The sequence below is a fragment of the Streptomyces sp. NPDC044704 genome (assembly GCF_056433525.1).
Genome location: NZ_JBWKGY010000011.1, coordinates 25874 through 39364 on the forward strand (window position 1 = coordinate 25874; position 13491 = coordinate 39364).

A 13491-nucleotide genomic window follows, 5' to 3' on the forward strand; every position below is an offset into this window, starting at 1 on the left:
TCGCTAGCTGTCTTGATTAGCAAAAACCTATAGGCCCCGCGGGGCATCCGGAGAATCCGGCTCCGACAGGGCCTCGGGACGGGCTCTGTCGAGTCCCTACAGAAAGATGTAGGCACAAGAGCCCCGGGCGCGACATGATCGGGGCGACCGGCCCCGACCTCGGGAGGACTTCCGTGGCCCATTCCATCGACGCGGCTTTCACCGCGCTGCCCTTGCGGGCGCTCGCCGACGCGGCGCTCGCCCGGGCCCGCGCGCTGGGCGCCGACCACGCCGACTTCCGGCTGGAGCGGATCCGCAGCGCCTCCTGGCGGCTGCGCGACGCCAAGCCCTCCGGCGGCTCCGACACCACCGACCTCGGATACGCGGTGCGGGTCGTGCACGGCGGCAGCTGGGGCTTCGCCTCCGGCGTGGACCTGACCATGGACGGCGCCGCGAAGGTGGCCTCGCAGGCCGTGGCCATGGCGAAGCTGTCCGCCCAGGTGATCAAGGCCGCGGGCTCCGACGAGCGGGTCGAGCTCGCCGACGAGCCGGTGCACGCCGACAAGACCTGGATCTCCGCCTACGACGTGAACCCGTTCGAGGTGCCGGACGCCGAGAAGGCGGCCCTCCTCGCCGACTGGAGCACGCGGCTGCTGGCCGCCGACGGGGTCGCGCACGTGGACGCCTCGCTGCTCGCCGTCCACGAGAACAAGTTCTACGCCGACACCGCGGGCACCTCCACCACCCAGCAGCGGGTCCGCGTCCACCCGCAGCTCACCGCCGTCGCCGTGAACGCGGTGACGGGCGAGTTCGACTCCATGCGCACCATCGCCCCGCCCGCCGGGCGCGGCTGGGAGTACCTGACGGGCACCGGCTGGGACTGGAACTCCGAGCTGGAGGAGATCCCCGGCCTGCTCGCCGAGAAGATGCGGGCCCCGAGCGTGGAGGCCGGCCGCTACGACCTCGTCGTGGACCCCTCCAACCTGTGGCTCACCATCCACGAGTCCATCGGCCACGCCACCGAGCTGGACCGGGCGCTGGGCTACGAGGCGGCGTACGCGGGGACCTCCTTCGCCACCTTCGACCAGCTCGGCAAGCTCAAGTACGGCTCCTCGATCATGAACGTGACCGGTGACCGCACGGCGGAGCACGGCCTGGCCACGATCGGCTACGACGACGAGGGCGTGGCGGCGCAGAGCTGGGACCTCGTCAAGGACGGCACCCTGGCCGGCTACCAGACGGACCGGCGGATCGCGAAGCTGACGGACCTCGGACGCTCCAACGGCTGCGCGTACGCGGACTCCCCCGGGCACGTGCCCGTCCAGCGGATGGCGAACGTCTCCCTCCAGCCGGACCCGGGCGGGCTGTCCACGGAGGACCTGATCGGCGGGGTCGAGCGCGGGATCTACGTGGTCGGCGACCGCTCCTGGTCGATCGACATGCAGCGCTACAACTTCCAGTTCACCGGGCAGCGGTTCTTCCGCATCGAGAACGGCCGGCTGGCCGGGCAGCTGCGCGACGTGGCCTACCAGGCAACGACCACCGAGTTCTGGGGATCGATGGAGAAGGTCGGCGGCCCGCAGACCTACGTCCTGGGCGGCGCCTTCAACTGCGGCAAGGCCCAGCCGGGCCAGGTCGCGGCGGTCTCGCACGGCTGCCCGTCCGCGCTGTTCCGCGACGTGAACATCCTCAACACCACGCAGGAGGCCGGACGCTGATGTCGACCCGAACCAAGCCTCACGAGATCGTCGAGCGGGCCCTGGAGCTGTCCACGGCCGACGGCTGCGTCGTCATCGCCGACGAGGAGTCCAGCGCCAACCTGCGCTGGGCCGGCAACGCGCTCACCACCAACGGTGTCACCCGCGGCCGGACCCTGACGGTCATCGCCACCGTCGACGGCAAGGAGGGGACGGCCTCGGGGGTCGTCTCGCGCTCCGCCGTCACCGCCGCCGACCTGGAGCCCCTCGTACGGGCCGCCGAGGCGGCCGCGCGCGGGGCCGGTCCCGCCGAGGACGCCCAGCCGCTGGTCGCCGGGACCCCGGCCTCGCCGGACTTCGCCGACGCCCCGGCGGAGACCTCCTCGGCGGTGTTCGCGGACTTCGCCCCGGCCCTCGGCGAGGCCTTCGCCCGGGCCCGCGCGGGCGGGCGGGAGCTGTACGGCTTCGCCAACCACGAGCTGGTCTCCACGTACGTCGGCACCTCCACGGGCCTGCGGCTGCGCCACGACCAGCCGAACGGCACCCTGGAGCTCAACGCCAAGTCCCCGGACCGGCTGCGCTCGGCCTGGGCCGGCCGCGCGACGCGGGACTTCAAGGACGTGGACCCGACCGTGCTGGACGCGGAGCTCGCCGTGCGCCTGGGCTGGGCCGAGCGGAAGATCGAGCTGCCCGCCGGACGGTACGAGACCCTGCTGCCGCCGACGGCCGTGGCCGACCTGCTGATCTACCAGATGTGGTCGGCGGCGGCCCGGGACGCGGTGGAGGGCCGTACGGTCTTCTCCCAGCCCGGCGGCGGCACCCGGATCGGCGAGCGGCTCTCCGCGCTCCCGCTGACCCTGCGCAGCGACCCGAACGCGCCGGGCCTGGAGTCCGCGCCCTTCGTGATCGCCCACAGCTCCGGCGACGACGCGTCCGTCTTCGACAACGGCCTGCCGGTCCCGCCGACCGACTGGATCAGCGGTGGCGAACTGAAGCGGCTGACGACGACCCGGCACAGCGCCGCCCTGACCGGGCTGGACCTGTCCCCCGGCTTCGGGAACCTGATCCTGGACGGCGGCGGCGAGAAGTCCCTCGACGAGATGGTCGCCGGGACCGAGCGCGGGCTGCTGCTCACCTGCCTCTGGTACATCCGCGAGGTCGACCCGGCCACGCTGCTGCTCACGGGCCTGACCCGCGACGGCGTGTACCTGGTGGAGAACGGGCAGGTCGTGGGCGAGGTGAACAACTTCCGGTTCAACGAGTCCCCCGTGGACCTGCTGTCCCGGGCCTCGGAGGCGGGCCGGACCGAGAAGACGCTGCCGCGCGAGTGGGGCGACTACTTCACCCGGGCTTCGATGCCGGCGCTGCGCATCCCGGACTTCAACATGAGCTCGGTCAGCAAGGGCGTCTGACCCACCTAGACTGACCGAGGCAATTTCAGACACCGAAGGAGTCGAGAGACCGTGACGGACATCGTCGACGAACTGAAGTGGCGCGGGCTCTTCGCCCAGTCCACCGACGAAGAAGCGCTGCGCAAGGCGTTCGCGGACGGTCCGGTCACGTTCTATTGCGGCTACGACCCGACGGCGGCCTCGCTGCACGTGGGTCACCTCGTGCAGGTCCTGACCATGCGCCGGCTCCAGCTGGCGGGCAACCGTCCGCTGGCGCTGGTCGGCGGGGCCACGGGCCAGATCGGCGACCCGCGCCCGACGGCCGAGCGCACCCTGAACGACCCCGCGGTCATCGCCGAGTGGGTGAACCGGCTGCGTTCGCAGATCGAGCCGTTCCTGTCCTTCGAGGGCGAGAACGCGGCGGTCCTGGTGAACAACCTGGACTGGACGGCGGGCATGTCCGCCATCGAGTTCCTCCGGGACATCGGCAAGCACTTCCGCGTCAACAAGATGCTGACGAAGGACTCGGTCGCCAAGCGGCTGGAGTCGGACCAGGGCATCAGCTACACGGAGTTCAGCTACCAGCTGCTCCAGGGCATGGACTTCCTGGAGCTGTACCGGCGCCACGGCTGCGTGCTCCAGCAGGGCGGCTCCGACCAGTGGGGCAACCTGACGGCCGGCCTCGACCTGATCCACCGGGTCGAGCCGGGCGCGCACGTCCACGCCATGGCGACGCCGCTGATGGTCAAGGCGGACGGCACCAAGTTCGGCAAGACCGAGGGCGGGGCCGTCTGGCTGGACCCGGAGATGACCACCCCGTACGCGTTCTACCAGTTCTGGCTGAACGTGGACGACCGGGACATCTCCACCTACATGCGGATCCTGTCGTTCCAGAGCCGTGAGGAGCTGGAGGCGCTGGAGGCGCAGACCGCCGAGCGGCCGCAGGCGCGCGCCGCGCAGCGGGCGCTGGCGCAGGAGCTGACCTCGCTGGTGCACGGCGCGGACCAGTGCGCCGCCGTGATCGCCGCGTCGAAGGCGCTGTTCGGGCAGGGCGAGCTGGCGGAACTGGACGAGGCCACGCTGGCCGCGGCCCTGTCGGAGCTGCCGCACGCGAAGGTTTCCGAGCTGGGCCAGGTCGTGGACCTGCTCGCGGAGACCGGCCTGGTGGCGAGCAAGTCGGCCGGGCGCCGGACCGTGAAGGAGGGCGGCGCCTACGTGAACAACGTGAAGGTCACCGCCGAGGACGCGGTCCCCGTCCCGGAGGACCTGCTGCACGGCCGCTGGCTGGTGCTGCGGCGCGGCAAGAAGAACCTGGCCGCCGTCGAGGTCACCGGCTGAGGCGCACCCCGCCCGTGACGAGGGGCCGGTACGGACGGTGTGTCCGTACCGGCCCCTCGTCGTGCGCTCAGGCCGTCCGCTTGTTGCCCCGCAGCGCCATGTAGGCCATGTCGCCGAGGCCGACGATCAGGACCGCGCCGACCAGTTGCAGCAGGTGGCGGATCCAGTCGATGCCCTTGGTGTCGGCGACGCCGATCCAGCCGGCGACGGCGTTGCCGAGGACGCCGCCGATGATGCCGAAGATCACGGTCAGCCAGAGGGGCTGGTGCTGCTTGCCGGGCAGGATCGCCCGGGCGATCAGGCCCAGCACGAAACCGACGATGATCGCCCACAACCAACTCATGTCCGCCTCCTCGGGCGCGATGTGCGCATGTCAGGCCAGTCTCAACCCCTGCGACGAACGGCGCATTTCGGGCAGAGCCATCCGGGGGACACCCGCTCACCACGGCGGACGGCGGGCGGCGTACCGTGGAAGGGTTCCGGGCCTGGGTGCGTCCGGCGGGTGGATCGGTGGTGGAGCGTGCAGCGGACGAAGCGGAACGGGGCCGAGGTCTTCCGGATCACCGGAGCGCGGATGGGCCTCGCCGAGGACGTGCGGGGACGGCAGCGCCGGTACGTGATCTCGATGACCGTCCGGACCCTTTCGGTCATCGCCACGGTGGTCCTGTGGAACGTGGAGCGCCATGTGGCGATCGTGACGCTCGTCGCGGGCGCCCTGCTGCCGTACGTCGCGGTGGTCATCGCCAACGCGGGCCGGGAGTCGACGCCCTCCCTTCCCTCACACTTCGTTCCCACGCCTGTGCGCCCCGCACTGGAGTCGGAGAACCTCAAGAAGAGCTCAGATCAATCATGAAGTTCCGGTGCACCCGACCGGGTCCTGCGTGACATACTGCCTACGCGCTCCGCATCCCCCGTCGGAGCGACGGACCGACGCCGGGCAGCTCCCCCCGTGGCTGCCCGGCGTCGCCCTTCCGTCGGTGGGCCCGGGGACGTTTGTAGGGTTGAGGCCGTGAACTCCCCTGATCTGAACGCACCCGGCTCCGAGACCGTACCCACCTGCTCCGCCAAGGGCTGCCGTGACGCGGCGGTCTGGGTCCTGGCGTGGAACAACCCGACGCTGCACACGCCCGCGCGGCGCAAGACCTGGCTGGCGTGCGAGGAGCACCGCGAGCACCTGTCCCAGTTCCTGGGGGTCCGGGGCTTCCTGAAGGACGTGGTGAAGCTCGACGAGTGGGTCCAGCCGGAGGGCTCGGAACGCGCCTGAGCCCCCGCGGGGGCTCAGGACGGGGTCGAGGCCGGGCCGGATCCGGGTCCGGCCCCGCTCGTCAGCCGCCGATCGCCGACATCGGGCGGTCGGGCTGGAGGAACGTCGGGTCGTCGAGGCCGGAGCCGGCCTTCTTGCCCCACATCGCCACCTTCCACAGGCGGGCGATCTCCTCGTCCGGGGCGCCCGAGCGCAGGGCGGCCCGCAGGTCGGACTCCTCCGTGGCGAACAGGCACGTACGGACCTGGCCGTCGGCCGTGAGCCGCGTACGGTCGCAGGCGCCGCAGAACGGGCGGGTGACGGAGGCGATGACGCCGACGGTGGCCGGGCCGCCGTCGACCACCCAGCGCTCGGCCGGGGCGGAGCCGCGTTCGTCGGCGCCTTCCTCGGTGAGCGTGAAGCGGGTGCGCAGGGACTGGAGGATGTCCCCGGCGGTGATCATGCCGTCGCGCTTCCAGCCGTGCTGGGCGTCGAGCGGCATCTGCTCGATGAAGCGGAGTTCGTACTCGTTCTCCACGGCCCAGGCGAGCAGGTCGGGGGCCTCGTCGTCGTTGAGCCCGGGCATCAGGACGGCGTTGACCTTGACGGGGGTCAGGCCCGCTTCGCGGGCGGCCGCCATGCCCTCGATGACGTCCTTGTGGCGGTCGCGGCGGGTGAGGGTCTTGAACACCTCGGGGCGCAGGGTGTCGAGCGAAACGTTCACTCGGTCCAGGCCGGCCGCCTTGAGGGCCTGGGCAGTGCGCTTGAGGCCGATGCCGTTGGTGGTCAGCGACATCTGGGGGCGGGGCTCCAGGGCCGCGCACTGCTCGACGATCCCGACGATGCCGGGGCGCAGCAGCGGCTCGCCGCCGGTGAAGCGGACCTCGGTGATCCCGAGCCGGGTGACGGCGATGCGGATCAGCCGGACGATCTCCTCGTCGCTCAGCAGGTCGGACTTGCCGAGCCACTGGAGTCCCTCTTCGGGCATGCAGTAGGTGCAGCGCAGGTTGCACCGGTCGGTGAGTGAGACGCGCAGGTCAGTGGCCACGCGGCCGTACGTGTCGAGAAGCACTGTGGGCCCCCTCCCCTGTCCGGTTCTGTAGAGGTCGACGCCGTCGCGGATACGCGGAAGCGCTGATTCGAGCCTACGGGACGGCAATGGCATGTAGGGATGCCCGAATGAACGAGACGCGACGCGGCCGCGTCGTAGAGAAGTACGACGCGGCCACGCTGTGTGTTCGGTGGATCTCAGTGCGCCCCTGTTCCGGTGAGGGAGCGCACCTCCAGCTCGGCGAACTTCTGGGGGTCGGCCTCCTCCTTGGACAGGACGGTTCCCAGCCACCCGAGGAAGAAGCCGAGGGGGATGGAGATGATCCCGGGGTTCTCCAGCGGGAACCAGTAGAAGTCGGCGTCCTTGAACATCGAGGTGGGCTTGCCGGAGACCACCGGGGAGAAGAGGACGAGGCCGACCGCCGAGATCAGGCCGCCGTAGATCGACCACAGGGCGCCCTGGGTGGTGAAGCGCTTCCAGAAGAGGCTGTAGAGGATCGTCGGCAGGTTGGCGGAGGCGGCCACCGCGAAGGCGAGGGCGACGAGCCCGGCCACGTTCAGGTCACGGGCCAGGGCCCCGAGGCCGATGGCGACGGCGCCGATGACCACGGTGGACCAGCGGGCCGCGCGGACCTCCTCCTTCTCCGTGGCCTTGCCCTTGCGGATGACGTTCACGTACAGGTCGTGCGCGAAGGAGGAGGACGAGGCGAGGGTGAGGCCCGCGACCACCGCGAGGATGGTGGCGAAGGCGACCGCGGAGATCACCGCGAGGAGGATCGCGCCGCCCGTGGAATCCGCGCCGCCGCCGATCTCCTGGGCGAGGAGCGGGGCGGCGGTGTTGCCGGCCTTGTTCGACGCGAGGATGTCGGCCCGCTTCAGGAGGGCCGCGGCGCCGAAGCCGAGGGCGATGGTCATCAGGTAGAAGGCGCCGATGATGCCGATGGCCCAGTTCACGGACTTGCGGGCGGCCTTGGCGGTGGGAACGGTGTAGAAGCGGATCAGGATGTGCGGCAGGCCGGCGGTGCCCAGGACCAGGGCGAGGCCGAGGGAGATGAAGTCCAGCTTGCTGAGCGAGTCCTTGCCGTACTTGAGTCCTGGCTCCAGGAACTTGGTGCCCTGGCCGCTGTTCTCGGCGGCCTGGCCCAGCAGCGTGGAGATGTTGAAGTTGAATTCGAGCAGCACCAGGAAGGTGATCAGCAGGGCGCCCGCGATCAGCAGCACCGCCTTGATCATCTGGACCCAGGTGGTGCCCTTCATCCCGCCGATGGTCACGTAGACGATCATCAGTACGCCGACCAGCGCGACCACGGCCACCTTGCCGCCGTCGCTGGTGATGCCGAGGAGCAGCGAGACGAGCACGCCCGCGCCGGCCATCTGGGCGAGCAGGTAGAAGATCGAGACCACGATGGTGGAGGTGCCGGCCGCGGTCCGCACGGGCCGCTGGCGCATCCGGTACGCGAGGACGTCGCCCATCGTGTAGCGGCCGGAGTTGCGCAGCGGCTCGGCGACGAGCAGCAGGGCCACGAGCCAGGCGACGAGGAAGCCGATGGAGTAGAGGAAGCCGTCGTAGCCGAAGAGGGCGATGGCTCCGGCGATGCCGAGGAAGGACGCGGCGGACATGTAGTCGCCGGAGATGGCCAGGCCGTTCTGGAAGCCGGTGAACTGGCGGCCGCCCGCGTAGAAGTCGGCGGCGTCCTTGGTCTGGCGGCCGGCCCAGATCGTGATGATGAGGGTGGCGACGACGAACAGGCCGAACAGGGTGATGATCAGCGGGCGGTGCTCGCTCGCCCCCGCCGCGAGGGTCAGCTGCGGAACCGTGCTCATTCTCCGGCCTCCATCCGGGCCTTGATGGCCTGGGCCTTGGGGTCGAGCTTGGCGGCGGCGTGCCGGGAGTACAGCCAGGCGATCAGGAAGGTCGTCGCGAACTGGGCGAGGCCGAGGACGAGGGCGACGTTGATGTTGCCGAAGAGCTTGGTCCCCATGAAGCCGCCCGCGTAGCTGGACAGCAGGACGTACAGCAGGTACCAGGCGATGAACGCCACGGTGAGCGGGAAGGCGAAGGAGCGGTACGAGCCGCGCAGTTCGGCGAACTCCGGGCTCTGCTGGACGCGCGTGAAGTCTTCGGCCGTGGGACTCGCAGGGGCCGGTCCCGCGCTGCCGTGGGGCGGCGCTGCTTCGGTGGTCACGGGGGGCTCTCCTTGTGACGCGGGTGCGGTGGGGACGACGGACAAAACAACCTCCGTGTGGGGGGACGGTGGTGCCGATCCCCCCTGTCAACGGCACGGCCGGCGCGTCGGGACGGTTCAACACCCTGAGTTTCTTTGAAAACTGATTCCTCGAACTGATGGCGGAGAGGGGAACACCGGCACTAGGTTCGCGTGTCATGAACCCGTCCTGCGCAAACCGCGTACGGACGGCTTTTTCACGGATGATGTGGAGAACCCATGGCGCATCTGGGGTCGCGTGCCGCCCGGAAGAACAATCGTCTCGCCGTGCCGGTCGGTCTGGCGCTCACCGCCTCCCTCGCCTTCCTGCCCTCGGTCGCCGCCTCCGCCGCGCCGCTCGGCAACACGGCGGCCACGGCGACGGCGGCGAAGCCCGCCGCGGACGGACCGAAGCTGTCGTACGTGGCGAACCTGACCGCGTACGGGACGGCCAAGCAGGCGAAGAAGGCCATCGAGCGGGCCGGCGGAACGGTGGTGAAGGCCTACGAGGAGATCGGGGTCGTCGTCGCACACTCCCAGAACCCCGAGTTCGCCAAGCAGCTGCGGACCCAGCGCAGCCTCTTCGTGTCGGTGGGCGCCACCCGGACGGCCCCCCTCTCCGCGGTGCAGACCACCGAGGAGGGCGCGACGCAGAAGCTGAGCGCGGCTGACGCCGCCAAGGCGGCGGCGCAGGCCACGCCGGGGCAGGAGCCGCTGGAGCCCAACCAGTGGGACCTGCGGACGATCAAGGCCGACCAGGCTCACAAGATCAACGATGGCAGCCAGGACGTCACCGTGGGCGTCATCGACACGGGTGTGGACGACACCCACCCGGATCTCGCCCCGAACTTCTCCAAGGGCCAGTCCGCCAACTGCGTCGGCGGCGTCGCGGACACCTCCGAGGGCGCCTGGCGCCCGTACCCGGACGGCAGCGACCACGGCACGCACGTGGCGGGCACCATCGCGGCCCCCCGCAACGGCGTGGGCGTCAGCGGTGTCGCGCCCGGCGTGAAGGTCGCCGCGATCAAGGTGAGCGAGCCCGCGACCAGCCTCTTCTACACCGAGGCAGTGGTCTGCGGCTTCATGTTCGCCGCCGAGAAGGGGATCGAGGTGACCAACAACAGCTACTACGTCGACCCGTGGAACTACACCTGCAAGAACGACGACGACCAGAAGGCGCTGGTGGAGGCCATCGGCCGGGCGACGAAGTACGCGGAGCGCAAGGGCGTCCTCAGCGTGGCCTCGGCCGGCAACTCGGACCACGACCTGGCGGGCGAGTCGATCCTCGACGACACCAGCCCGAACGACACCACCGCGGTGCCGCGCACCATCGACCCGAAGGTCTGCCTGGACCTGCCGACCCAGCTGCCGGGCGTGGTCACCGTCTCGGCCACCGGTGACCAGGGGCTGCGGTCCTACTACTCCAGCTACGGCCTCGGGGTCGTGGACGTCGCCGCCCCCGGCGGCGACAAGTGGCAGGTGCCGGCCACCCCGGACGCCAACGGCCGGGTCCTGTCGACCGTCCCGGGCGGCGGCTACGGCTACAAGCAGGGCACCTCGATGGCCGCCCCGCACGTGGCCGGCGTCGCGGCGCTGCTGAAGAGCGCGCACCCGTGGGCCTCGCCCTCGCAGCTCCAGACGATGCTGAAGGGCCAGGCGACGAAGGCCGCGTGCCCGGCCAAGATCTACGACGGCACCGGCAACCTGATCGACGCCACCACCTGCAAGACCAAGTGGGGTCAGACGGGCTACTACGGAGCCGGCGTGGTCGACGCGCTCAAGGCCGTCAAGTAGGCGGATGACGGACGGGCCGGGCGGGGGCGTTCCCCGCCCGGCCCGTTCCGCCGCCGGCTCAGGGCTTGATCAGGACCTTGAGGGCGCTGCGGTCGTCCATCGCGCGGTAGCCGTCCGGGACCTCGTCCAGGGACACGGCCCGGTCGAAGACGGGCGCCGGGTCGATCGCGCCGCTCAGCACGTCCGCCAGCAGCTCCGGGATGTACGCCCGGACCGGTGCCACACCGCCGCGCAGGGTGATGTTGCGGTCGAACATCACCCCGAGGTCGAGGCCGGTGCCGCTGCCGTGCGGGACGCCGACGTAGCCGATGGCCCCGCCGTCGCGGGTGATGTTCACGGCCGTGCGCATGGACATCTCGGTGCCGACCGCCTCGATGACGGCGTGCGCGCCCTGGCCGCCGGTGAGCTCGCGGACGGCCGCCTCGGCCGCCTCGCCCCGCTCGGCGACCACGTCGGTGGCCCCGAAGAGCTTGGCGATGTCCGTCCGGACGGAGTGCCGGCCCAGGGCGATGATCCGCTCGGCGCCGAGCCGCTTGGCGGCCAGTACGCCGCACAGGCCGACCGCGCCGTCGCCGACGACGGCGACGGTGGAACCCGCCCGCACGCCGGCGCCCAGGGCCGCGTGGTGTCCGGTGCCCATGACGTCGGAGAGCGCGAGGAGGCCGGTCAGCAGGTGGTCGTCGGAGACGGCCTCGGCCGGCAGCTTCACGAGGGTGCCGTCGGCGTGCGGGACCCGGACGGCCTCGCCCTGGCCGCCGTCGTGGCCGACCGAGCCCCAGAAGCCGCCGTGCACGCAGGACGTGTACAGGCCCTCGGAGCAGTAGTCGCAGGTGCCGTCCGACCACATGAAGGGGGCGACGACGAGGTCCCCGGCGCGCAGGCCCGAGACCGCGGAGCCGGTCTCCTCGACGATGCCGAGGAACTCGTGGCCGATCCGCTGGCCGGGCTGCCGCGCGGCCTCGCCGCGGTAGGCCCAGAGGTCGCTGCCGCAGATGCAGGCGCGCAGCACGCGGACGACGGCGTCCTCGGGACGCCGAATCGCGGCGTCGGGCACCTCCTCCACGCGGATGTCGTGCGGGGCGTGGATGACGGTGGCGCGCATGGTGGTGCAGTCCTCCGGAAGTGCGGTCTTGTATGACCGTCCTACCGTACGCCCGTCCGAGAGCCGGGGCCGCCGAGGACTCCGGTGGCCAGCAGGTACTGGGCCGCCAGGTAGGTGGCCATGATCCAGAAGTCGGGCCGGGGCAGCTGGGGCCACTCGGCGACCCCGGTCGCGATGAGCGTGTCGGAGAGCAGGAACAGCGCCCCGCCCGCGCCCGCGACCCGGCCGAGGGCGCTCGCGCGGTAGGCCATGGCGGTGAGCAGCAGGCTGTAGCCCGCGACCGGGATCCGCAGGTCGGCCGGGAGGTCGCCCCACAGCAGGGCGACGGTCCCGGTCAGGGCCACGGCGTACGCGACGCCGAGGAGGAGGCCGGTGCGGCGGCGGGCGAAGAGGACGAGGTAGCAGACGTGTCCGGCGGCGAAGGAGCCCATGCCGATCAGGAAGGCGGGCTCGGCGTCGAAGAGCAGCGCGAGGTCCCCGCCCCAGCCGAACAGCAGGGCGGCAACCAGCAGCCGGGGGGCGCGGCGGGTGATCACGTGGGCGACGAGCAGCGGCATCAGCAGCGGCTTGAACAGGACGTGCCCGAGGTGCCAGTCGGCGAGCAGGGAGACCAGGTCCGCGGCGGCCGCGGCGGCGAAGGCGGCGAGCAGGATCCGCCCGGCGCGGCCGTTACCGGCCGGGCCGGGGCGGGCAGCCCAGGAGGGCGTACGGGCTTCGGTCGCGCTCACGCGGCACGCTCCGGCTCGGGGGCGGACTGCGGGGCGGGAGCCGGGGGCGCGGACTGCGCCGCGGCGGGCTCCGGCGCTTCCGGCGCGCCGTCCCCGGCGGGGCGGGCGGGCTGCCAGCCGGGGCCGGCGAAGACGCGTCCGGCGCGCTCGCGCCAGCTGCCGGCGGCCCGTACGTCGCGGGCGATGGCGGCGTACTCGTGGGTGGCCACGCGCAGCGGGTTGTGGGTGCCGATGTTCTTGGTGAGCCCGTAGACGGGCCGTTCGGTCTCCCCCACCCAGGAGCCGAACATCCGGTCCCAGACGATCAGGATGCCGCCGAAGTTCCGGTCCAGGTACCCGCCCTGGGAGGCGTGGTGGACGCGGTGGTGGGAGGGCGTGTTGAAGACGTACTCGTAGGCGCGGGGCAGCTTGCCGATGCGCTCGGTGTGGACCCAGAACTGGTAGAGCAGGTTGATCCCGTAGCAGAACGGGATCGCCGCCGGGTGCACGCCGACGGCCACCATCGGCAGGTAGAACCACCAGGTGGTGGCGCTGGTCCAGGGCTGGCGCAGGGCGGTGGTGAGGTTGAACCGCCGACTGCTGTGGTGGACCACGTGGCAGGCCCACAGGATGCGGATGACGTGGTGGAGCCGGTGTTGCCAGTAGTAGAGGAAGTCCTGGACGAGCAGCATCAGCAGGGCGGTCCACCACAGGAACGGCACCCGCAGCGGGGTGAGTTCGTAGACCGCGGTGAACACCGCGACGACCGGGATCTTCCACAGCAGGTCGAAGCCGATGCTGCCGAGTCCCATGGTGACGCTCGTGACGGCGTCCTTGGTGTCGTACCCGGCCGCGTCCTCGTCGGGATGGAGCCGGTAGCTCACCACCTCGATGACGGTGAGCAGCACGAAGGCGGGTATGGACCACAGCACGACATCGGGCAGGTTCGGCATGCCCGCACCATAAAGGCGCCCTCGGGGGCACCG

At 71.2% G+C, this 13491-nt stretch carries 13 protein-coding genes; 6 read left to right on the forward strand and 7 right to left on the reverse strand.

Features of this window, described 5'->3' with window-relative positions:
• Window positions 1-134 precede the first annotated feature (134 nt).
• Genes AC07B0_RS25040 through tyrS form a run of 3 tightly spaced genes read left to right on the forward strand, consistent with a single transcriptional unit; the run spans window position 135 to window position 4405 of the window.
• Window positions 135-1697, forward strand: a complete 1563-nt coding sequence (locus AC07B0_RS25040; RefSeq protein WP_478898975.1) for a TldD/PmbA family protein — start codon at window positions 135-137, stop codon at window positions 1695-1697.
• Window positions 1697-3088, forward strand: coding sequence for a metallopeptidase TldD-related protein (locus AC07B0_RS25045; RefSeq protein WP_469383594.1), 1392 nt, complete (start codon window positions 1697-1699; stop codon window positions 3086-3088). The genes AC07B0_RS25040 and AC07B0_RS25045 overlap by 1 nt, the downstream gene beginning before the upstream one ends.
• 51 nt (window positions 3089-3139) lie before the next feature.
• A complete protein-coding gene (tyrS, locus tag AC07B0_RS25050; RefSeq protein ID WP_356879589.1) occupies window positions 3140-4405 on the forward strand; it encodes a tyrosine--tRNA ligase in 1266 nt (421 codons plus the stop codon).
• A gap of 67 nt (window positions 4406-4472) precedes the next feature.
• Here the strand turns inward: tyrS and AC07B0_RS25055 are convergent, their stop codons facing one another.
• On the reverse strand, window positions 4473-4748 hold the full coding sequence (locus AC07B0_RS25055) for a GlsB/YeaQ/YmgE family stress response membrane protein (protein ID WP_356879591.1): 276 nt from the start codon (window positions 4746-4748) through the stop codon (window positions 4473-4475).
• Window positions 4749-4925: 177 nt separating this feature from the next.
• Here AC07B0_RS25055 and AC07B0_RS25060 point away from each other — a divergent pair, with 177 nt between their 5' ends.
• Together AC07B0_RS25060 and AC07B0_RS25065 are read left to right on the forward strand one after the other, a co-directional pair.
• Window positions 4926-5258 carry a DUF3099 domain-containing protein gene (locus AC07B0_RS25060; RefSeq protein ID WP_467291444.1) on the forward strand — a complete coding sequence of 111 codons (333 nt, stop codon included), beginning with the start codon at window positions 4926-4928 and terminating at the stop codon, window positions 5256-5258.
• A 156-nt stretch (window positions 5259-5414) separates the two neighbouring features.
• Entirely contained in the window at window positions 5415-5669 is a 255-nt protein-coding gene (locus tag AC07B0_RS25065) for a hypothetical protein (RefSeq protein ID WP_478865976.1), read from the forward strand.
• Between the two features lie 61 nt (window positions 5670-5730).
• Here the strand turns inward: AC07B0_RS25065 and moaA are convergent, their stop codons facing one another.
• From moaA to AC07B0_RS25080, 3 genes are all read right to left on the reverse strand, one after another.
• Window positions 5731-6720: a GTP 3',8-cyclase MoaA gene (gene moaA / locus AC07B0_RS25070; RefSeq protein WP_356879597.1), complete on the reverse strand. Its 990-nt coding sequence runs from the start codon at window positions 6718-6720 to the stop codon at window positions 5731-5733.
• A gap of 176 nt (window positions 6721-6896) precedes the next feature.
• Complete coding sequence (locus tag AC07B0_RS25075) at window positions 6897-8522, reverse strand: solute symporter family protein (protein WP_469383600.1); 1626 nt, start codon at window positions 8520-8522, stop codon at window positions 6897-6899.
• Complete coding sequence (locus AC07B0_RS25080; RefSeq protein WP_356879601.1) at window positions 8519-8884, reverse strand: DUF485 domain-containing protein; 366 nt, start codon at window positions 8882-8884, stop codon at window positions 8519-8521. Before AC07B0_RS25080 ends, AC07B0_RS25075 begins: the two co-directional genes overlap by 4 nt.
• 258 nt (window positions 8885-9142) lie before the next feature.
• Between AC07B0_RS25080 and AC07B0_RS25085 the strand changes: the two genes are divergently transcribed.
• Window positions 9143-10696 (forward strand): S8 family peptidase, encoded by a 1554-nt coding sequence (locus AC07B0_RS25085; RefSeq protein ID WP_356879603.1) that lies wholly within the window; start codon window positions 9143-9145, stop codon window positions 10694-10696.
• A gap of 58 nt (window positions 10697-10754) precedes the next feature.
• On the opposite strand, the gene AC07B0_RS25090 is transcribed toward AC07B0_RS25085, so the two are convergent.
• Genes AC07B0_RS25090 through AC07B0_RS25100 form a run of 3 tightly spaced genes read right to left on the reverse strand, consistent with a single transcriptional unit; the run spans window position 10755 to window position 13458 of the window.
• The gene (locus tag AC07B0_RS25090; protein WP_356879605.1) at window positions 10755-11798 is read right to left on the reverse strand and encodes a zinc-dependent alcohol dehydrogenase family protein; all 1044 of its coding nucleotides are present in this window, start codon (window positions 11796-11798) and stop codon (window positions 10755-10757) included.
• Window positions 11799-11839: 41 nt separating this feature from the next.
• Window positions 11840-12526 carry a lysoplasmalogenase gene (locus tag AC07B0_RS25095; RefSeq protein ID WP_478865979.1) on the reverse strand — a complete coding sequence of 229 codons (687 nt, stop codon included), beginning with the start codon at window positions 12524-12526 and terminating at the stop codon, window positions 11840-11842.
• A complete protein-coding gene (locus AC07B0_RS25100) occupies window positions 12523-13458 on the reverse strand; it encodes a sterol desaturase family protein (protein ID WP_478898976.1) in 936 nt (311 codons plus the stop codon). Before AC07B0_RS25100 ends, AC07B0_RS25095 begins: the two co-directional genes overlap by 4 nt.
• Window positions 13459-13491: the final 33 nt, after the last annotated feature.